General features: G+C 63.5%; 16 protein-coding genes and 1 pseudogene. 8 read left to right on the top strand and 9 right to left on the bottom strand.

Annotation, left to right across the window (positions count from 1 at the left end; genetic code table 11):
• Nucleotides 1-7: 7 nt before the first annotated feature.
• The 3 genes and pseudogenes from DT068_RS01585 to DT068_RS01595 form a co-directional block, all read right to left on the bottom strand.
• Nucleotides 8-355 (bottom strand): addiction module antidote protein, encoded by a 348-nt coding sequence (locus tag DT068_RS01585; RefSeq protein ID WP_119388009.1) that lies wholly within the window; start codon nucleotides 353-355, stop codon nucleotides 8-10.
• Nucleotides 352-486 (bottom strand): annotated as a pseudogene (locus DT068_RS01590) (type II toxin-antitoxin system RelE/ParE family toxin); the annotation flags it as partial. The pseudogene DT068_RS01590 and the gene DT068_RS01585, both read right to left, overlap by 4 nt.
• Nucleotides 487-543: 57 nt before the next feature.
• Nucleotides 544-1,500: a GlxA family transcriptional regulator gene (locus DT068_RS01595; protein ID WP_119388011.1), complete on the bottom strand. Its 957-nt coding sequence runs from the start codon at nucleotides 1,498-1,500 to the stop codon at nucleotides 544-546.
• A 91-nt stretch (nucleotides 1,501-1,591) separates the two neighbouring features.
• Here DT068_RS01595 and DT068_RS01600 point away from each other — a divergent pair, with 91 nt between their 5' ends.
• The 4 genes from DT068_RS01600 to DT068_RS01620 all read left to right on the top strand — a co-directional run bounded on the left by DT068_RS01600 (nucleotide 1,592) and on the right by DT068_RS01620 (nucleotide 6,896).
• Nucleotides 1,592-2,842, top strand: coding sequence for a sarcosine oxidase subunit beta family protein (locus tag DT068_RS01600; protein ID WP_119388012.1), 1,251 nt, complete (start codon nucleotides 1,592-1,594; stop codon nucleotides 2,840-2,842).
• Nucleotides 2,843-3,065: 223 nt separating this feature from the next.
• The gene (locus DT068_RS01610; RefSeq protein ID WP_119388014.1) at nucleotides 3,066-3,353 is read left to right on the top strand and encodes a sarcosine oxidase subunit delta; all 288 of its coding nucleotides are present in this window, start codon (nucleotides 3,066-3,068) and stop codon (nucleotides 3,351-3,353) included.
• The gene (locus tag DT068_RS01615) at nucleotides 3,353-6,295 is read left to right on the top strand and encodes a sarcosine oxidase subunit alpha family protein (RefSeq protein ID WP_119388015.1); all 2,943 of its coding nucleotides are present in this window, start codon (nucleotides 3,353-3,355) and stop codon (nucleotides 6,293-6,295) included. Before DT068_RS01610 ends, DT068_RS01615 begins: the two co-directional genes overlap by 1 nt.
• Entirely contained in the window at nucleotides 6,288-6,896 is a 609-nt protein-coding gene (locus tag DT068_RS01620) for a sarcosine oxidase subunit gamma (protein WP_162913943.1), read from the top strand. Before DT068_RS01615 ends, DT068_RS01620 begins: the two co-directional genes overlap by 8 nt.
• Here the strand turns inward: DT068_RS01620 and DT068_RS01625 are convergent.
• Complete coding sequence (locus DT068_RS01625; RefSeq protein ID WP_119388017.1) at nucleotides 6,893-7,918, bottom strand: aldo/keto reductase; 1,026 nt, start codon at nucleotides 7,916-7,918, stop codon at nucleotides 6,893-6,895. The two genes, DT068_RS01620 and DT068_RS01625, sit on opposite strands and share 4 nt — an antisense overlap.
• 106 nt (nucleotides 7,919-8,024) lie before the next feature.
• Between DT068_RS01625 and DT068_RS01630 the strand changes: the two genes are divergently transcribed.
• A complete protein-coding gene (locus DT068_RS01630; protein WP_119388018.1) occupies nucleotides 8,025-8,930 on the top strand; it encodes a LysR family transcriptional regulator in 906 nt (301 codons plus the stop codon).
• Nucleotides 8,931-8,963: 33 nt separating this feature from the next.
• Here DT068_RS01630 and DT068_RS01635 read toward each other — a convergent pair whose 3' ends face one another.
• Nucleotides 8,964-10,508: a CYTH and CHAD domain-containing protein gene (locus DT068_RS01635; RefSeq protein ID WP_119388019.1), complete on the bottom strand. Its 1,545-nt coding sequence runs from the start codon at nucleotides 10,506-10,508 to the stop codon at nucleotides 8,964-8,966.
• A 146-nt stretch (nucleotides 10,509-10,654) separates the two neighbouring features.
• Between DT068_RS01635 and DT068_RS01640 the strand changes: the two genes are divergently transcribed.
• Complete coding sequence (locus tag DT068_RS01640; RefSeq protein ID WP_119388020.1) at nucleotides 10,655-11,488, top strand: NAD(P)H-binding protein; 834 nt, start codon at nucleotides 10,655-10,657, stop codon at nucleotides 11,486-11,488.
• Here the strand turns inward: DT068_RS01640 and DT068_RS01645 are convergent.
• Nucleotides 11,479-12,696 carry an MFS transporter gene (locus DT068_RS01645; RefSeq protein WP_119388021.1) on the bottom strand — a complete coding sequence of 406 codons (1,218 nt, stop codon included), beginning with the start codon at nucleotides 12,694-12,696 and terminating at the stop codon, nucleotides 11,479-11,481. The genes DT068_RS01640 and DT068_RS01645 overlap by 10 nt on opposite strands.
• Nucleotides 12,697-12,852: 156 nt before the next feature.
• Between DT068_RS01645 and DT068_RS01650 the strand changes: the two genes are divergently transcribed.
• Nucleotides 12,853-13,863 carry a serine hydrolase domain-containing protein gene (locus DT068_RS01650; protein WP_119388022.1) on the top strand — a complete coding sequence of 337 codons (1,011 nt, stop codon included), beginning with the start codon at nucleotides 12,853-12,855 and terminating at the stop codon, nucleotides 13,861-13,863.
• On the opposite strand, the gene DT068_RS01655 is transcribed toward DT068_RS01650, so the two are convergent.
• From DT068_RS01655 to DT068_RS01665, 3 genes are all read right to left on the bottom strand, one after another.
• A complete protein-coding gene (locus tag DT068_RS01655) occupies nucleotides 13,860-15,035 on the bottom strand; it encodes a pyridoxal phosphate-dependent aminotransferase (RefSeq protein WP_119388023.1) in 1,176 nt (391 codons plus the stop codon). The two genes, DT068_RS01650 and DT068_RS01655, sit on opposite strands and share 4 nt — an antisense overlap.
• Nucleotides 15,036-15,165: 130 nt before the next feature.
• The gene (locus DT068_RS01660) at nucleotides 15,166-15,534 is read right to left on the bottom strand and encodes an SPW repeat protein (protein ID WP_119388024.1); all 369 of its coding nucleotides are present in this window, start codon (nucleotides 15,532-15,534) and stop codon (nucleotides 15,166-15,168) included.
• A gap of 181 nt (nucleotides 15,535-15,715) precedes the next feature.
• The gene (locus DT068_RS01665) at nucleotides 15,716-16,858 is read right to left on the bottom strand and encodes an AI-2E family transporter (protein ID WP_119388025.1); all 1,143 of its coding nucleotides are present in this window, start codon (nucleotides 16,856-16,858) and stop codon (nucleotides 15,716-15,718) included.
• 259 nt (nucleotides 16,859-17,117) lie between these two features.
• On the opposite strand from DT068_RS01665, the gene DT068_RS01670 reads away from it, so the two are divergent.
• On the top strand, nucleotides 17,118-18,689 hold the full coding sequence (locus DT068_RS01670) for an aldehyde dehydrogenase family protein (protein WP_119388026.1): 1,572 nt from the start codon (nucleotides 17,118-17,120) through the stop codon (nucleotides 18,687-18,689).
• Nucleotides 18,690-18,727 lie beyond the last annotated feature (38 nt).

An 18,727-nucleotide genomic window follows, 5' to 3' on the forward strand; every position in this document is an offset into this window, starting at 1 on the left:
GCCTTTCTCAAGCGGCTTTGCGCTTGCGTGCGGCTGTGCCTGCCTTGCGCGCCGGTGTACGGCGTTTGCGCGGTTGATCAATAGGTGCGGCAGTCAGGCGCAGGCCCAGAGCATTGATGACTTTCAGGACGGTTGCGAATTCCGGATTGCCGTTTTCTCCGAGCGCCCGGTAGAGGCTCTCCCGGTTCAGGTGCGCTGCGCTTGCAATCTCAGCCATGCCGCGAGCACGTGCTATCAAGGAAAGCGCATCGCGCACTTCGTCGGGATCTCCGCCTTCCAGCGCCAGAGCAAGATAGTCGGCCTGGCGCCCAGGCGTATCGAGATATTCGGCGGCATCGAATGTCGTGGATTTCATGATGTCCTTTCCTTCCAATGCCGCGCAAGCTCCTGGGCTTTCTCGATGTCTCGTTTCTGTGTTCGTTTATCGCCACCAATCAGCAATACGACAATTTCCGAGCCGCGTCTGAGATAGTAGATTCGATATCCTGGACCGTAGTTCGGCGCGAGTCATTTGTAGCCTATACGCGACAGGCGGTCAAGAATTCATGGACGTGTCGCGCTGGGCGACGCGCCGGTCTCGGCCTTGAAGGCGGTCGAGAAGTGGCTGGCATTGGCGAAGCCGCAAGCGATGGCGATCTCGGTGATGGTGAGGGCCGAATGGCGCAGCAATTCGCCCGCCGCCTCGATCCTGATAGTGCGATAGTGGTCGGCGAAGCTCTTATTGAGGTGACGCGCGAAGAGACGGTCGAGCTGGCGGGTCGACAGGCCGATCGACTTCGCCACCGAAGTGCGGTCCAGGGGATCGCCGAGATTGTTCTGCATGAGCTCGAGGGCGGCGATCAGGTCGCGGCGGTTGATGCGGTAGCGGTCGGCGAGCGAGGCGCGCTGCGGGCCGCCGCCGGGGTGGATTTCCGTGTGCAGGAACCAGTCGCTTGTCCTTGTCGCGAGCTCGCTGCCGTGTTTTTCCGCGATCAAGGCATGCATCATATCGAGCGGCGCCACGCCGCCCGCGCAAGTGACGCGGTTGCGGTCGATGACATAGCGGGCGCGGGTCAACAGGAGATCGGGGAATTCCTCGGCAAAGGCCGGCGCGTGCTCCCAGTGGATGGTCATGCGATAGCCTGCCATCAATCCGGCGCGCGCCAGGATGAAGGGCCCGCCGGACACGCCGCCAATGCGCAAGCCCCGCTGCGCCAGCCGCCGCAGCCAGGCGAGGGTGGGGCGATGGTTGAAGGTGGCGGGATTGCCACCGGCACAGACGAGTAGCAGATCGAGATGAAGGTCGTCGCCGACGCGCGCGGTGCAGGGCACGGTGGCGCCACCCGATGAGGACACGACCTGGTCCTTGTGCGAGATATGCACCCAGCGATAGAGGCTCTTGGCCGCAAAGAGATTGGCGGCGCGCAGCGGCTCGATGGCGGACGCATAGGACATGAGCGCGAAACCGGGTATGAGCAGGAAGCCGATGGTTTGCGCCTGATCGTCGGTCTTGGGAGGCATGTCCTGAATTTAACAGGATTTGTCTTTCTGAGACAAGACAGCCGCGTCCCAGCTGGCACACTGCGCCATCCAACAGAGGTCAGGAAACCCCGTGCGCTATTCCGTCTTCTCGCTCCTCAAGAATTCCCTTTCCGGCCACAGGAACTGGGCCCCGGCCTGGCGCGAGCCGACCCCCAAGAAGGAATATGACGTCATCATCGTGGGCGGCGGCGGCCACGGCCTTTCGACCGCCTATTACCTCGCCAAGGAGCATGGCATCACCAATGTTGCGGTGCTGGAGAAAGGCTGGCTCGGCTCCGGCAATATCGGGCGCAACACCACCATCATCCGATCCAACTACCTGCTTCTCGGCAATAACCCGTTCTATGAATGGTCGCTGAAACTGTGGGAAGGGCTGGAGCAGGACTTCAATTTCAACGCCATGGTGTCGCAGCGCGGCGTGCTCAACCTCTTCCACTCCGATCCGCAGCGCGATGCCTATGCCAGGCGCGGCAATGCCATGCGGCTCGACGGCGTCGATTCGGAGCTGCTCGACCGCGAGGCGGTGCGCGAGATCGCCCCCTTCCTCAGCTTCGACAATGCGCGCTTCCCCATCCAGGGCGGGCTGCTGCAGCGGCGCGGCGGCACGGTGCGCCATGACGCGGTCGCCTGGGGTTATGCAAGAGGCGCCGATTCACGCGGCGTCGACATCATCCAGAATTGCGAAGTGACCGGCATACGTATCGAGAACGGCAAGGTGAAGGGCGTCGAGACCAGCAAGGGCTATATCGGCTGCAAGAAACTGGGCCTCGCGGCCGCCGGCAATACCAGCGAGGTCGCCGCCATGGCCGGCATGAAACTGCCGATCGAGAGCCATGTGCTGCAGGCCTTCGTGTCGGAAGGTCTCAAGCCCTATATCGACAATGTCATCACCTATGGCGTCGGCCATTTCTACGTATCGCAGTCGGACAAGGGCGGCCTCGTCTTCGGCGGCGATCTCGACGGCTACAACTCCTATGCGCGGCGCGGCAACATGCCGACGGTCGAGCATGTGATCGAGGCGGGTGTCGCCATGATCCCGGGCCTCGCCCGCATCCGCGTGCTCAGGTCCTGGGGCGGCATCATGGACATGTCGATGGATGGCTCGCCCATCATCGACAAGACCCATATTGACGGGCTCTATCTCAATTGCGGCTGGTGCTATGGCGGCTTCAAGGCGACGCCGGCATCGGGCTGGTGCTTCGCCCATACGATCGCCAGGAACGAAGCGCACAAGCTCAACGCGCCCTACCGGCTCGACCGGTTCGAGCGTGGCTACATGATCGATGAAAAGGGCGTCGGCGCCACGCCCAATCTGCACTGATGGCCATGCACGCGCTCTTCGCCATTTCTTCTCCCTCAGCCGCGCGCAGCGCGGGGAGGGTGGCGCGCGAAAGCGCGACGGGTGGGGCGGCTCCGCGTGAGCAGTCTCGCTTGTACTTGCAAGATCACGATCGCCTCGACACCCCACCCGTCCGCGGCTTCGCCGCGGCCACCCTCCCCGCCTCCGGCGGTGGAGGGAGGTTCGACATCAGGAACACCCACTCATGCTGATCAACTGCCCCTATTGCGGCCCGCGTCCCTCGGAGGAGTTCACCCAGCTGGGTGACGCCACGGTGCAGCGGCCGGCCTCGAACGATCCCAAGACGATGGATCAGTGGTTCGACTATGTCTATCTGCGCGACAACCCCAAGGGCCGGTTCAAGGAATACTGGCATCATGGCGGCGGCTGCCGCTCCTGGCTGGTGGTCGAGCGCGACACGCAGACGCATGAGATCTTCGGCGTCACGACGGCCAGGGATTTTGCGCAAGATCAGAAGAAGGGCAAGGTCTGATGGCCGGCTTCCGTCTCGACAAAGGCGGTCTCATCGACCGCGCGACCTCGCTCAATTTCACCTTCGACGGCAAGAGCTTCACGGGGCATGCGGGCGATACGCTGGCTTCCGCGCTCATTGCCAATGGCGTCCATCTGATGGGGCGCTCGTTCAAATATCACCGCCCGCGCGGGGTGATCGCTTCGGGTGCGGCCGAGCCCAATGCGCTGGTCGAATTGCGCGAGGGCGGACGCAAGGAAGCCAATACGCGCGCCACCGTGATCGAGCTCTATGACGGGCTTGCGGCGCGCAGCCAGAATCGCTGGCCGTCGCTCAATTTCGACATCGGCGCCATCAATTCGCTGGCGGCTTCCGTCTTCGTCGCCGGCTTCTACTACAAGACCTTCATGTGGCCGAAGAGCTTCTGGGAGAAGATCTATGAGCCCCTGATCCGGCGCGCCGCGGGCTTAGGTGCGGCCACGCATGAGGCCGATCCCGACAAATATGAGAAGTCCTATGGCCATTGCGATCTCCTGGTGATCGGCTCCGGTCCCGCCGGCCTCTCGGCGGCGCTGACCGCGGCGCGCGCCGGGGCGCGCGTGATCCTGCTCGATGAAGGCTCGCGCCTCGGCGGCTCGCTGCTCAGCGAGAATGAGGAGATCGCCGGCGGGAGCGGCTATGACTGGGCGCAAGCTGCGATCGCGGAGCTCGCGTCACTCGCCAATGTGACGCTGATGCCGCGCACCACCGCCTTCGGCTTCTATGACGGCAATGTCTTCGGCGCGCTGGAGCGGGTGAACGACCATGTGCTGGAGCCGTCGCCCTATGAGCCGCGGCTGCGCTACTGGAAGATCATGGCCCGCAAGGCGGTGCTGGCGGCGGGTGCCGAGGAGCGGCCGATCGTGTTCGGCGGCAATGACGTGCCGGGGGTGATGCTCGCCTCGGCCATGCGGACTTTCGCCAACCGCTATGCGGCGGCGGCCGGCAAGTCGGTTGTCGTCTTCACCAGCAATGATTCAGGCTATCGCACGGCGCGCGATCTCAAAGCCAAGGGCGTGCATGTCGAGGTGATCGTCGATTCCCGCAAGGAGGCTTCCGCCGACGCGGCCGGCATTCCGGTGCTGAAAGGCCGGACGGTCGCCGATGCGACGCCCGGCAAGATCGTTTCGGGCGTCGAGCTTTCCGACCACATGCATATTGCCTGCGATGCGCTGGCGATGTCGGGCGGCTGGAGCCCGGTCGTCAATCTCATGTGCCACAAGGGCGCGAAACCCATCTGGAACGACAGGCTGCAGGCCTTCCTGCCGCCCGATATCGGCAGCGATTTCGTCGCCGCGGGCGCCGCCAATGGCGCGATGCTGCTCTCCGAAGCCCTGCGCGAGGGCGCCGAGAAGGCCAGCAGAGCGGTGGGCGAGCTCGGCTTCAAGACGAAGAAGGCGGCACCGCCCCCATGCCGCGACGAAGCCTATGCGGCGCAGGCGCTGTGGTGGGTGAAAGAGAGTCACGGCAAGGCCTTTGTCGACTACCAGAACGACGTGACGCCCAAGGACCTGCCGCTCGCGGCGCGCGAAGGCTACTCATCGATCGAGCTCGCCAAGCGCTACACGACCGCCGGCATGGCGACCGACCAGGGCAAGCTCGGCAATGTGAATGCGATCGCCATCCTCGCCGAAGCCGCGGGCAAGTCGATCGCCGAGATCGGCACCACGACCTTCCGGCCCTTCTACACGCCGGTGCCCTTCGCCGCCTTTGTCGGACCGTTTACCGGCCATCACTTCATGCCGGTGCGCAAGACGCCCCTGCATGACTGGGCCGAGGAGCAGGGCGCTGTCTTCGTCGAGACCGGCCTCTGGCTGCGCTCGAGCTGGTTCCCGCTGCCGCATGAGGAAGGCTGGCTCGATCCGGTCATCCGCGAAGTCAATGCGGCGCGCCAGAAGGTCGGCCTGTGCGATGTGTCGACGCTCGGCAAGATCGACGTGCAGGGGCCCGATGCGGCCGAATTCCTCAACCGGCTCTATTGCAACGGCTTCGCCCAGCTCGACGTGGGCAAGGCGCGCTATGGCCTCATGCTGCGCGAGGATGGCGTCGTCATGGACGACGGCACCACATCGAGGCTCGCGGCCGATCATTTCTTCATGACGACGACGACCGCCAATGCGGCCAAGATCATGACGCATATGGAATTCTGCCACCAGGCGCTGTGGCCCGAGCTCGATGTGCAATATGTGTCGGTGACCGAGCAATGGGCGCAAATGGCGGTCGCCGGCCCCAAGGCGAGGCCGACGCTGCAGAAGATCGTCGATGACGTGGTGCTCGGCGATGAGACCTTCCCCTATCTGGCGGCCAAGGAGATCTCGATCCTGGGCGGCATCACGGCGCGATTGTTCCGCATCTCCTTCTCGGGCGAGCATGCCTATGAGCTCTCGGTGCCGGCCGACTATGGTAATCTGGTTGCTCGCGCGATCATGCAGGCAGGCGAGGAATTCGGCATCACGCCCTATGGCATCGAGGCGCTCTCCGTCATGCGCGTCGAGAAGGGCCATGTGGCGGGCGGCGAGCTCAATGGCACGACGACCGCCGCCGATCTGGGCCTCGGGCGCATGATGTCGACCAAGAAGGACTATATCGGCCGCATGATGGCTGGCCGCGAAGGCATGGTGGCCAAGGACCGCGAGGCCGTGGTCGGCATCAGGCCGGTCGACAGGGCCGACCGCATCCGCGCCGGATCGCATCTCCTCAAGAAGAACGACAGGCCCTCGCTCGCCAATGGGCAGGGCTATATCACCTCCGTCGCCTATTCGCCGACGCTCGGCACTTGGCTGGGCCTCGCCCTCCTCAAGAACGGCCGCGAGCGCCATGGCGAGATCGTCAAGGTCTTCGACGGGATCCGCAATATCCACATGTATGGCGAGATCTGCGATCCCATGCATTACGACAAGGAGAACAAGAAGCTCCATGCCTAAGGTCTCTTCAGCAGTTCAGCGCGTCTCGGCTCTGGCCGATGTCGCGGTGCAGGGCCGCTTCGGCGCCGACAAGGGCGCGCCTGGCGTGACATTGTCGGTGCGCCATCCGATGTCGATCGTCACCGTCATTGCGCGTAAAGGCCGGTCGGACGATCTCGGCAAGGCCATCGAGGCTGCCTATAAATGTTCGCTGCCGGCTGTGGGCGCGAGCACGGGCAAGGGCGCCATCAGCTTCCACTGGTGCGGGGCGGAGCAATATTACGCCATCGCCGAGGGCAAGGCGGAAGGTGAGCTCTATCGCGATCTCAAAGCGAGGCTCGAAGGGCTTGCCTCCTGCTCGGACCAGAGCCATGGCCGCGTGATCCTGAGGGTCTCGGGTCCCAAGGCGCGGACACTCCTCGCCAAGGGCACGCCGATTGATCTCCACCCTGCCGCCTTCGGGCCGGGCAAATCGGCCGTCACCCAGATGGCGCATGTCGGCGTCCATCTCGTCCAGACGGGCAAGGACGAATTCGAGCTGTCGGTGTTCCGCGGCTTCTCGGAGAGTTTCTGGGAATGGCTCACCGAGCAGTCGGAAGAATACGGCTATCAGGTTCTCTAGATCTCGGCCGAGCGCCCGAGAAGGCTCGCGATCTCCGTCATCTGGTCAGGCGACAGGGGACCGAATTCGATGGCGCCAATATTCTCTTCCGCCTGCGCGACGGTTCGGATGCCGGGGATAGGAATGGTGCAGGCGCTCCGGGCCCATATCCATGCCAAGGCTCCTTGCGCCAAAGTGCGGCCCTTCGCGGTGAGAATTTCGCGGACGGCATCCAGCGTGGCGCACCATTCTCGCGAGGCCTGTCCCCCTTCTTCGAAATAGCGCAGCCACTGCGGAGGCTTGCTGCGGATATCGTCGTCGGGAAGCCGGCTATGCGGCGAATATTTCCCGCTCAGAAAGCCCATGGCCAAGGGAAGGCGGATGATGCCGGCGAAATGATGTGTTTCGCATGTCGCCAGCATGTCAGGCGCATCTTCGAACAGATTCATGTCGAACTGGACAGTGGTTGCGGCAGGTCTACCGGCAAAGGCAGCAGCACGAAGCGGGTCGTCGGTGCTCCAGCCATAGGATCTGATGAGACCTTCTCTGGATAGGGCATCGAGCGTGTCCGCGACTGCGGGCGCCTGGTCGAGGGGAAGGTTGCCGACATGCAAGTGATAGACGTCGATCCAGTCGGTCTGGAGGCGCTTCAACGAGGCATGGCAGGCCTGGCGAATATAGCCGGGTGACGCATCCGGTCCTCGCAGCTCGCGGCGCGCCTCATCATAGGTGTTGCCGAACTTGGTCGAAATGACGACACGCTTGCGGATGTTCTTCAAGGCCTCACCCAGAATCCGCTCGCCATGCCCTGTGCCGTAGGCGTCCGCCGTGTCGAAGAGCGTCATTCCGAGTTCGGCGGCCCGCCGCAAAGCCTGGATCGAGGTTCTGTCGTCGGCTTTGCCGTAGCCCAGCGGAGCGCCCAGAGGGTAGTGACAACCCGGTCCACTGAAAAAGGGGCCTCCTATCGCCCATGTGCCCATACCCAAAGGGCCCGTGACGATGCCTGACCTGCCAAGCCGGCGCCTGTGGAAATCACTGCTCATTGGTTGTAGTCTTCCTGCATTCAAAAATGAAAGCTAATGCCTCTGTCTCTGCAGATAACGCGATTATGCTCTGATTTTAAAGAAACAAGTATGGAACGATCATTTCATGGATGAAACGTGGCAATGGGATGATGTGCGACTGTTTCTTGCCGTCGGCCGGGCTGGCGGGCTTGCAGGTGCCGCTCGGCTGTCGGGAATAAGCCCTCCCACATTGGGGCGCAGAATGGCCGCGCTGGAAACATGCCTGGGCCGTCAGCTCTTTGTGCGCCAGCGCGACGGCTATGTGCTGACGGCCAAAGGGAATGAATTTCTGCGGCTGGCCGAGGCCCTCGAATTGAATGCGCTGGCTATCGATCGCTGGCGCACATCAGATGCGATCGGCTCTGTCGTGAAGATTGCCGCAGGCACGTGGACGAGCGCATTCATCGCCCGTCACATGGGCGATCTGGTTGGCGAGGACGAGGACATCCAGATCGAACTTGTGAGCGGCGCAGGCATCGCGGACCTGCTGCGCCGCGAAGCCAATCTGGGGCTTCGCAATCACCGGCCGGAGATTCCGGGATTGGCCGGTCGCAAGCTGACGCGTGTGGAGTTCGCCATATTTGGCGGGCTTGCATATGTGGAAGGCAGGGTCGAGGCCAGGGACCATCGTCGATTCAAGGCATGCCGCTGGATCGCCTTCTCGCCGCCCGGGCCCAAAACGCCGTCAGGGGCCTGGATCGATGAACATCTGGAACATGCGCCCAATCTGAGATGCAGGTCGGGCCAGGAGGTGCTTGAAGCTGCACTGGCCGGCCGCGGCTTGTGTGTGCTGCCGTGCTTCATTGGCGATGTGCAGAGCGGTCTCGTGCGGGCATCGGACATCATCCAGGAATTGGGGCATGATCAATGGCTGGTGAGCCACGATCAGGACAGAACTCAAAGACACATTCGCCGGGTCAGTGACAGGCTGCGGTCCCTGGCTAAAGAGCATCGCCGGCTTTTCCTCGGCCAGCAAGCTCGGCCTCTGTAGGAAGATCGAGCCCGACGGCTCGGTTGCGACGCCTCACGCGGCCTTGAGAAACCGCCGGTTGTCCGCCAGATTCGCGAAGGCCTCGCACGCCTTGCGGACGAGCTTCTTCTCTTTCGGGCGTTCGCTGGCGGTGAAGACGCCGGCGGCGAAGGCCGTGATGGCGGCGCGGCTGGCGGGCTCATCACCTGTCATGTTGGTGACGAGGGTCTGCAGGAACTGCGCCCGCGCCGCGCCATCCTGGATCTCGCCCAAGGCGGACTGGATACTCTCGAGCGCCCGCACGAATTTCCCGAACCGGCGGCGCCGTTTCGCACCGGTAACAAGACCCGAAAAGAACTCGCACATATAGCGCAGCTTCTTTGCCGTGATCCTGATCTCGTGACGCTGCCCGGCATCCGCCTCGACGAGATGGCGGGCGCGCTTGCGCAATTGCCTGAATCTCCTGGCGAGCAGCTTCGGCGCGCGCGCGAGCACCGGCTCCTTCGCCTCTTCCCGACCCAGCCATTCGCCATGGTCGAGCCAGCCGGCGAGATCGAAGAGAAGCTTGCGCATGCGGCTGGAATTGAGGGCATCATGCAAGGTGGCGCGGGCCGCGCGGCGGCGCTTGGCGACTTCGGCCAGGAGCGATGTGGCGCCCAGGGGTGCGCCACCGGCATCGACCTGGGGCGCGAAGGTCTTGACCTGCATCACATCGAGATCCCGGGCGGCGCCAAGAAGGCCCGACAGCCATGACAGCTCGCGGCGCAGCCGGTCATGGTCCCTGTCCTCGACGATCGGCCGGAACAGGCTGAAGGCGGCGCGCAGGCGGCGAATGGCGATGCGCGCCCGATGCACGCCCTCGATGTCGCCATCGTCCTCGATGGCCGGCTCATTGAGCATGAAGTCATAGAGGCAGGTGTGGCAGATGGTGCGAAAGGCCTGCGCCACCGTCATCTCGGCGGCGAGCCTGGGCGTCGATGCGCCGACCGGGTGTCCCCAGCTTCCATCCGCCAGGCGATCGCCGCGATCACCCTTGCTGATGAAGCTCAGCCGCAATGGCGCCTTCTCGATGAAGCGGCGGGCCAGCGCGAAGAGCTGGCGCGGCTCGCCCGACTTCAGCTCGAGCTCGAGCTCGCAGACGGGCAGCTCCTTGTCCCGGTGCTTGATCTCGCCGCGATCGACGGCGATCTCGATCTCGGCCGATCCTTCCTTGACCAGGAAGGCGGCGCGGTCGACCGCCACCGTATAGAGCGGCGTCAGCTCGTCTCCGCTCTCGGCATTGGCCATCACCGCGCCGGCCGGCGTCGCTGCGAGGTCCTCAGCTTCGGGCCTGTCGCCCGAAATCGGGCTTTCCCATTCGCCCCGCGCCGTGCCGGAATACCCCGCCTGCTTGACCGAGAGCAGTTTTCCCTTTTCCTGTTTGCGCACACGCAGGGCGAAGCCGCCATCGGAGAATATCCGCTTCGGCGTGTCGAAATAGGTGGTCTCGATATGCTTGCGCGGCGCATGGCGAAGCCGCTTGCCAATGACGGGCAAGCTGTCGAGCATCGGAAGGCCGCCGCTTTCGATGAGGAATTTGAGCTCGATCTCCTGAGCCACGTTTCTTTCCTCCCGCGGGTCGGCATTCTTGGCACAGGGAGGACCAGATGCAAGATGTAATATGGTCCAGACGGGATATATTGCGTTGCGCGCAGGAAAAACTACGCAGTGTCAACGGGTTCAGCATTGTTCAAGAAAGATGACGAATGATCGTTGTCACAGGTGCCAGCGGTTACATCGGAAGCCGGGCAATCCGCCGCCTCGCCGGGCTTGGATTGCCGGTAACCGCGATGGCGCGCGACAGCGAGCGCCTGCGTGAAGTCATTCCGGAAAGCGTCCCCATCATCATCGCCGATTATGATGATCGCAAGAGCCTCGATCGCGCTTTCGCCAAAGCGAGGAAGCTGCTGTTCGTCTCGAGCGATGGTTTTGCCGATGACGTTATGCGTCACCACGCCCATATCATCGACGCGGCGAACCGAAGCCCGATCACGCATGCCGTCTTCACCAGCATCATCGATGTGGAAGAAGCCTCGCCTTTCTACTTCGCCCCAGCCTATCGCGACGCGGAACGGCGGTTGAAGGCGGCGCGCTTTGCCACGTCGGTCGTCAGATGCGGCCTCTATTCGGATTTCATCCTGCGTCACTGGCTGAAGGACAGGCTGATTTCGCTGCCGCTTGCCGATGCCCGCATCGCGCCCATCTCCCGCGACGACGTGGCGGCCTTCATTGCCCAGGCGATGCTCGATGAATCCGCGGCGAGCTGGGATCTGACCGGCGCCAAAGATTATTCCATGGCCGAGATCGCGGCGGCGGCGTCGCGCTCCTCGGGTGAAGCGTATTCTTACCAGCCCTGCGCCGACCAGGACTATCTCGAGCGGCTGCAGAGCAAGGTTGAGGATCCCTGGCCGGTGGCCTTCACGTCCTTGTGCGCGTCCATCCGGGAGGGAAGATTCGCGGCGACATCGACACATTTCATGAAGATGCTGCGACGGCCGCCGGAAGATTTCGAGAGCTTCCTGACGCGCTCTCAGCTGTGACCGCGCCGCATCAGCGGGAAACGGCGCACCAGGCCTGCCATTACGGCCGCCACCGTGGCCGCGATGGCGACCGGCCAGGCAGCGGCGGGCCAGCCCGCCCAATCGACGGCAGCGCCGATCGTTACCGGCCCCACCACCTGGCCCAGATTGCTGCCCTGCATCACGAGGCCAAGCGACATCGGCGCCAGACGCGGCATGGGAACCAGAAGCGGGGCGGAGGTCAGCAAGGTCGCGGGCAGCAGGCCGCCGATACCGGAAAAGATCACACAGAGCAGGAAGATAATGGCGGCAGGCAGGGGCGCGAGGAATATCGCGACACCTGAAAGGCCCATGACGATGGCGGCGATGGCGATCAGCGACCAGCGCGCGGTGATGCCGCGGCCGAGCAGTATTCCCGCGGCGAGATTGCCCACAATATTCGCGGCGACGACAATGGCGCTGAGGACGCCCGCGGCAACGGGCGAGACCCCCATGCGCTCGGTGAGCAGGATCGGCAGGAAGCCGGCCAGCGCGAAATAGAGCAGGCTGTAGAGCGCGAAAGTGAAAGCCAGCAGCAGGGGGCCTGACGCGGTCAGCGTCGTCCAGGCATCACGCGCCAGCGCGCCCGTGGCGATGCTGCCTGCTTCGGCCTTTTTGCGCGGTACCATAAGCATCACCAGCAGCGCTGCCGCCGCGGTCAATGCGCCATTGGCGATCCAGAAGCCGCGCCAGCCTTCGACCCAGGCACCACAGAGCAAAGCGATGGCCATGCCGGCCGGCATGAAGGTGCTCCACAGGCCGAAGACGAAATCGCGATCCCCGGCTGCGACCGTGCGCTGAAGCAAAGCCGGCGCCGCGACGACGGTCACCAGGAAACCCACGCCCTCGACGATGCGCCCGGCGAGAAGCATGGCGAAGCTCGAAGCGAGCGCGCCCGCCAGGCCGCCGCAAGCCAGGACGGCGAGACCCAATATGCACAGGAACCTGTCGCCGAAGCGGTTCACCGCCACGCCGGCCGGAATGCCGCTGACAACGCCGACAAGGGCGAAGACCGAGATGATCCAGCCGGCCGCGGCAAGGTCGAGCGAGAAATCGGCGCGCAAAGCGGGAAGCGTGATGATGCCCTTGCCGACCTGGAGCGCCACGATCACACCGGCGGCAACGACAATGGCGACAGCACGCCAATCCGTTTCGGCAGTTGGTGCCGTGGTTCCCAAAGGTTTTTGCATGCAGGTCCTCTTCTGAGGATTACGCAGCGGTGACGCAAGGAGCAGTTCCGCATGCCGCCCATGCGCGGATGACTGGATGTGTCTGTTGTAGTCTGTTCATTCGCAAGGGCTAAATGCTAGCCTCGCCATCGATATCAATTTCAACACAGGTTCGACATGCAAGATACACCGGATATTGCACGGAAACTCGCGGCAGGCATCGAGTCTGGCCTGTTGCGCGATCTGCATATCGTCGTCGCCAGCCGGGCCGGCCAGATCGTGCTGGAGCGCTATTTTGAGGGGTCCGATGTAAATTGGGGCTCGCCCTTGGGTCAGGTTTCCTTCACGCCCGACACGCTCCATGACCTGCGCTCGGTAACGAAGAGCATTGTCGGCGTGCTTTATGGAATAGCGCTCGATCGCGGGCTCGTGCCGTTGCCGGAAGCCCCGTTGCTCGTTGAGTTTCCGGAATATCCCGATCTCGGCAAAGACGCCAAGCGGTCAGGGCTCACCATCGAGCATGCGCTGACCATGACGCTCGGCTTGGAGTGGGACGAAAGCCTCCCTTACACCAGTCCGGCGAACAGCGAGATCGCCATGGAGCAGGCGGCGGATCGCTATCGCTTCATCCTCGAAAGGCCGATCGTCATGGAGCCGGGCAAGCGCTGGACCTATTCGGGCGGCAGCGTTGCGCTGATCGGCGCGCTGATCGAGCGCGGCACGGGCAAGGCCTTGCCTGAATTCGCCAAAGAGGCCCTGTTCGCTCCCTTGGGGATCACCGAATTCGAATGGTCGGCCGGCAATGATGGAATAGCGTCCGCGGCATCGGGACTGCGCCTCACCGGCCGTGGACTGCTGCGCATAGGCAACCTCTTGCTTCAGAATGGCGAATGGGAGGGCAGGCGCATCGTTTCGCGAGCATGGATCGAACAGTCGTGGAAGCCCGCCATTCCAACGGGCGACGGGGATCATTATGGTCGCCTCTGGTTCATTGGTCATGAGGGAAATCACCGGTGGCTCGGTGGCTTCGGTAATGGCGGGCAGCGTCTGTGGCTGATGCCCGATGCGGGCATTGCGGCAGTGACCTTCTCCGGCAGATACAATATGTGGGATTCATGGATCACGCCCATGCGCGTCTGGCGTGAGATCCTTCTCGCCAATTTGCTAAAAGCTGAGACGCTTGATTAGGCGACGCGCTCGGCGAGCCTTCGGATGCGCCTGGCCGCCTCGGCGATCTGTGTTTCATCGACCGTCAGGGCGATGCGCAAATGCCCGGCACCACCTTCGCCGAAGCTCTCGCCCGGCATGGTGACGACCGCTTCCTCGGCGAGCAGGCGGCGGGCGAACTCATCGCCCGAGAGGCCGGTCTTGCGCACATCGATCATGACGAACATGCCGCCTTCCGGCATGCGCGCCGAAACAGCCTTTGAGCCGTTGATGCCGGCGATGAGCGCGCGGGCGCGCCGTTCATAGCTCACCTTCATCGCATCGACCTCGGGAAACTCATTGTCGAGCGCGAAGGCGGTGGCATCTTCGAGGAAAGGCTGCGAGCCGAACAGGATGGTCTCGGAGAGCGGCAGCACATGCTCGCAGAACTCCTCAGATGCGGCGATCCAGCCGCAGCGAAAGCCCGGCATGGCATGCGATTTCGAGACCGACGAGACCACGACGGTGCGCTCTTCCAGCGACTTGTCGTCGAAGGGCGAAACGAAGACCGTGTTGCCATAGGTCAGCGTCGCATAGACCTCGTCAGACACGATCCACAGGTCATGCTTGCGGCACAGAGCGCCGATGCCGGCGATCTCTTCGGCGGTGAAGACGGTCCCGGTCGGATTGCCCGGCGTGTTGAGGAGGAGCGCGCGGGTGCGGGGCGTGATCTTCTTCTCGAGATCGGCGGCGTTCAGGTGGAAGCCTCGGTCGGGGTCGGCGCGCACCGGCACTGCTACGCCGCCCGCGGCGGCGATCACGCCCTCATAGGTCGCGTAATAGGGATCAGGCAGCAGCACCTCATCGCCGATATCGATGGTTCCCATGAAGGCGACATAGAGAGCAGTCTGGGTGCCGGGCAGGAACAGGAACTGGCTGGGGGTCACATGGCGGCCGGTGCGGCGCGAATACATGGCAGACAAAGCGCGCAGGACCTGCGGCTCGCCCCGGCCATTGGAGTAGCGGGTGCGGCCGGCGCGCATCTGGCGCTCGGCGACATCCATGATGGCCTCGGGCACCGCCGCATCGGGCTCGCCGATCGACAGGAAGATGAGCTTGTCGCCGCGTGCCTCGCGGTGCTTGCCTTCGATGTGAACAGCCCATTTGTCGGAGCCCAGGCCCTGGAGCCGCTCCGTGATCTTCGCAAAACGCATGATTGCTTCCTCGGATACGGGCGGCTTTCTAGATCAAAGCCTCATCCGCGTCGAGGTGCGGCGCAAGAAACATGTTACCGCCGGCGAGAACGCACGGGGGAATGCCGGCCAAGGCCGGCATTCCCATCATCTACCTCATGAGCCGGCCGGCCGTGCCGGTCGTCGCCATGACAGACCAGATCGCAAGGCCGGCAACAATGATGCCGACGACGGCCTGGTTTATGGTCGGGTTCATCATCATCTCAAATCCGAGAAGATAGGGCGAAACGACGAGCCAGGCGCCAAGCGCGATCTCGGCCCATTCCTCCCATTTGTTGAAAGCCACCATGGCCGCCAGTGCGGCGACGGCAATGATCACGCCCACGGCCCAGGCATTCCATGTCGGCGCACGGTCCGTCACGAAACCAAGCGCCCATGGGGAAGCAATGAGCCAAAGCCCGAGAACGATGTTCACGGCATCTTTCCATTGAGCCGTCAGCCTTTTGCCGATGTCCACCATGACCAACTCCTGTCGCGCTGCGCGAGCAGGATACGCAACGCCGGTTGCTCATCTCAATTCCGGGACAAGGGCGTTCGCGCGCCCCTGGCGCACGGAACAGACTGCTCTGCAAGCTACGTAGGAGCGAAAGACGCTGCGTCAAGATGGTGCGACGACAAGCCTGCCGGCGGGCTATAATGCGTCAGTCTTCCGCTGGCGTGGTTTCGTGACCATTCACCGGCTCGATGGTGAAATTGTTGCCGGAGAGGAATTCGCCGAATTTGGCCAGGCCCGGAAAGTGGTCACAGAACACTTTCACAACGACCAGGATCGGCACGGCGATCAGCGCGCCGACAATGCCCCATATCCAGCTCCAGAAAGCCAGCGAGATGAAAATGGCGACGACATTGAGCTCGAGCCGCTTGCCGACGACAAGCGGCGTGATGAAGGCGCTTTCGAGCGTGTGGAAGACGAGATAGGCCGCCGGCGGCAGCAGGGCCGGACCGATGCCGCCATAGGTGATGAGGCCGGCGATGAGCGCCGCACCGGTGCCGATGATGGCGCCGACATAGGGAATGAAATTGAGCATGGTCGCCGCCGCGCCCCAGAGCAGCGCGTTGGGCATGCCGAGGACCGCCATGGCGATGGCGACAACGATGCCGAAGCAGATATTGATGGCGGTGATGGTGAGAAGATAGCGCGAGACCTCGAACTCGACGTCGTGGACGACGCGCACCGAGCGCTTCTTGTCGCTGAAGGTGGGCGAGGCGCGCACCAGCTTGTGCAGGAAGAGATCGCCCGAGGAGAGAAGGAACACCACGAGCACCAGGGTGGCGCCGAGCGTCGTCCCGAGCCCGCCCAGAGTATCGGCGGCCCAGGCGGCAAGGCCCGGCTGGGCCACGGTGACCTTTTCGGTCGTGGCACCCGACGCGTCGGCCATTTCCTCGAGCTGCGCCGAAGCGCTCATCATCTTGCGCAAGGGCTCACGCAAGGGGGCAAAACGCTCTTCGATGCGCTGGGCGATCGCCGGCGCATCGGCAATGACCTGGCTCACCGGGTCGGAGAGATAGATGGTCGCCGAGCCGAAGACGGTGAAGATCGCCAGCACCAGGAGGATCGCCGAAGCGACGGAGGGAATGCCATGGCGGCGCAAATAGCGCACCATGGGCGAAAAGGTGAGGGTGATCAGGAGCGCCAGCATCACCGGCAGGAAAAAGCCGCGGGCGAAATAGAAGGCGCCGATCAGGAGGATCACGAATATGCCGATGATGGAGACGGATACCGGCTTGGACAGATGAAGCCGCGCCGCAACCGCCTTGTTGCCCTCGACCGGGCTCATATCCATGTGACCATCCTTGCCGGTTCCCTCTGGGCCTACCAATAACGTTTGGTCTCGATACCGGTTCCACGACGGCAAGGAGCTGAGCGATCCGGAAGAGACTTCACGGCGGCGTTTCGGCACCAGCGCGCATCCCGGCGAAGCGGCATCGCTTCGCCGAAAAGGATTCGCGCCATATCAATGTGTTGGAGCAAAGCCTCATCGCCAAAGTCTTCAACTTTGGCGGGATTTGCTCTAGCTTCCGAAGGCCTGCGAGAGTTCCTGCATGACCAAAGCCCTGCCGCGCGTCACCTATTCCAACATCGCTGCCGATTTCGGAGCCCTGCATGACTGGCTCGATCAGGCCTTGCCGCGCTTTCGCAAGGCCTCCATCGGGCAGGCATGGCCCAATGTCGTGGCCGGCCGCCACGATGTCAGCGGGCGTGCCTATGAGGTTCATTGTCCGTTCGATCACGATCTGATTGTGGCACGCCTCGTCGCCGGCGACCGCAAGGCGGTGAAGAGCGCCGTCGCCGCGGCGCGCGAGGCATTTCCGGACTGGTCGGGAATGGACTGGAAGGCGCGCCTCAAGATCATGCGAAAATGGGCGAAGGAGATCGACCGGCGAAAATATGATCTCGGCATGGCCGCTCTCTATGAGGTCGGAAAATCCAGGCTCGAGGCCATTGGCGAGGCCGAGGAAGCCGTCGATCTCATCGAATGGTATTGCGACGAGATGGAGCGCAACAAGGGCTTCGTGCGGCCCATGGCGCGCGCCCTCAAGGCGGAGGAGACGAGCTGCCAGCTCAAGCCGGTCGGCGTCTTCGCCGTCATCGCGCCCTTCAACTTTCCGGTGGCGCTGGCCTGTAACATGCTAGGGGCCTGCCTGGTGGCCGGCAATACGGCCGTGTTCAAGCCCTCCCCGCAATCAGGCCTGACGGCGGCGCTGCTGATGGAGACGGCCGAGGCCGCGGGCCTGCCGCCCGGCGTCGTCAACATGATCAATGGCGAGGAGGCAGGGCCGCTGCTGGTCGATTGCGACGGCGTCGACGGTGTCGCCTTCACCGGCAGCCACCAGGTCGGCATGCGCATCTTCCGCAAATTCGCATCCGGCCCTTTTGCGCGGCCGGTCATCTGCGAGATGGGCGGGAAGAACCCTGCCTATGTGTCAGCCAGGGCGGATCTCGAGCGCGCGGCCGAAGGGCTCGTCCGCTCGGCCTTCGGCCTGTCGGGCGAGAAATGCTCGGCCTGCTCGGTGGCCTATGTCGAAACCGCTGTCGTCGGCGACCTGCTCAAGCGCCTCAAGGTGCTGGCCGAGGCGATCGTCACCGGCAATCCGGAAGACCGGCGGACGTTCATGGGTCCGGTGATCAATGAAGCGGCTATCGAGCGGTTTCACAAAGCGGTGAAGGCTGCCCGGTCAAAAGGCCGCATCGTGCATGGCGGCGACAGGCTGGCCGGCGGAAGCTACGCCAAAGGCCATTTCGTCGCCCCCACGATCGTGGCGGAACTTCCCCCGGATCATTGGATTAACAAAGAGGAATTGTTCCTGCCCTTTCTCTCGGTCCAGGCCTGCGCTTCGCTGGACGAGGGCATCCAATTGGGAAATCGCAATGTTTACGGGCTGTGCGCGGGACTCTATTCGGAGGACCCCAGGGAGATCGAGAGGTTCCTCGCGATCGCCCAAGCTGGCGTTCTCTACGTCAACCGGCGGAGCGGGGCGACCACCGGGGCCTGGCCCGGCGTCCAGAGCTTCTGCGGCTGGAAGGGCTCGGGCGTCGACGGCAAAGGGGGCCTCGGCCCGTTTACCATCCCCCGCTATATGCGCGAACAAAGTCTCACCATCATGCGTGGTTAGGGCACTAGATCACCATCCCCTCGGATCGGTCCGATCTG

It is taken from the genome of Taklimakanibacter lacteus (genome assembly GCA_003576695.1).
In the GTDB taxonomy this organism is placed as follows: Bacteria; Pseudomonadota; Alphaproteobacteria; order Rhizobiales; family Aestuariivirgaceae; genus Taklimakanibacter; species Taklimakanibacter lacteus.

Coding starts and splice junctions, on each gene's coding strand:
- DT068_RS01585 (WP_119388009.1), bottom strand. CDS start 355: ATGAAATCCACGACATTCGATGCCGCCGAATATCTCGATACGCCTGGG.
- DT068_RS01595 (WP_119388011.1), bottom strand. CDS start 1,500: ATGCCTCCCAAGACCGACGATCAGGCGCAAACCATCGGCTTCCTGCTC.
- DT068_RS01610 (WP_119388014.1), top strand. CDS start 3,066: ATGCTGATCAACTGCCCCTATTGCGGCCCGCGTCCCTCGGAGGAGTTC.
- DT068_RS01615 (WP_119388015.1), top strand. CDS start 3,353: ATGGCCGGCTTCCGTCTCGACAAAGGCGGTCTCATCGACCGCGCGACC.
- DT068_RS01620 (WP_162913943.1), top strand. CDS start 6,288: ATGCCTAAGGTCTCTTCAGCAGTTCAGCGCGTCTCGGCTCTGGCCGAT.
- DT068_RS01625 (WP_119388017.1), bottom strand. CDS start 7,918: ATGAGCAGTGATTTCCACAGGCGCCGGCTTGGCAGGTCAGGCATCGTC.
- DT068_RS01630 (WP_119388018.1), top strand. CDS start 8,025: ATGGATGAAACGTGGCAATGGGATGATGTGCGACTGTTTCTTGCCGTC.
- DT068_RS01640 (WP_119388020.1), top strand. CDS start 10,655: ATGATCGTTGTCACAGGTGCCAGCGGTTACATCGGAAGCCGGGCAATC.
- DT068_RS01645 (WP_119388021.1), bottom strand. CDS start 12,696: ATGCAAAAACCTTTGGGAACCACGGCACCAACTGCCGAAACGGATTGG.
- DT068_RS01650 (WP_119388022.1), top strand. CDS start 12,853: ATGCAAGATACACCGGATATTGCACGGAAACTCGCGGCAGGCATCGAG.
- DT068_RS01655 (WP_119388023.1), bottom strand. CDS start 15,035: ATGCGTTTTGCGAAGATCACGGAGCGGCTCCAGGGCCTGGGCTCCGAC.
- DT068_RS01660 (WP_119388024.1), bottom strand. CDS start 15,534: ATGGTGGACATCGGCAAAAGGCTGACGGCTCAATGGAAAGATGCCGTG.
- DT068_RS01665 (WP_119388025.1), bottom strand. CDS start 16,858: ATGGATATGAGCCCGGTCGAGGGCAACAAGGCGGTTGCGGCGCGGCTT.
- DT068_RS01670 (WP_119388026.1), top strand. CDS start 17,118: ATGACCAAAGCCCTGCCGCGCGTCACCTATTCCAACATCGCTGCCGAT.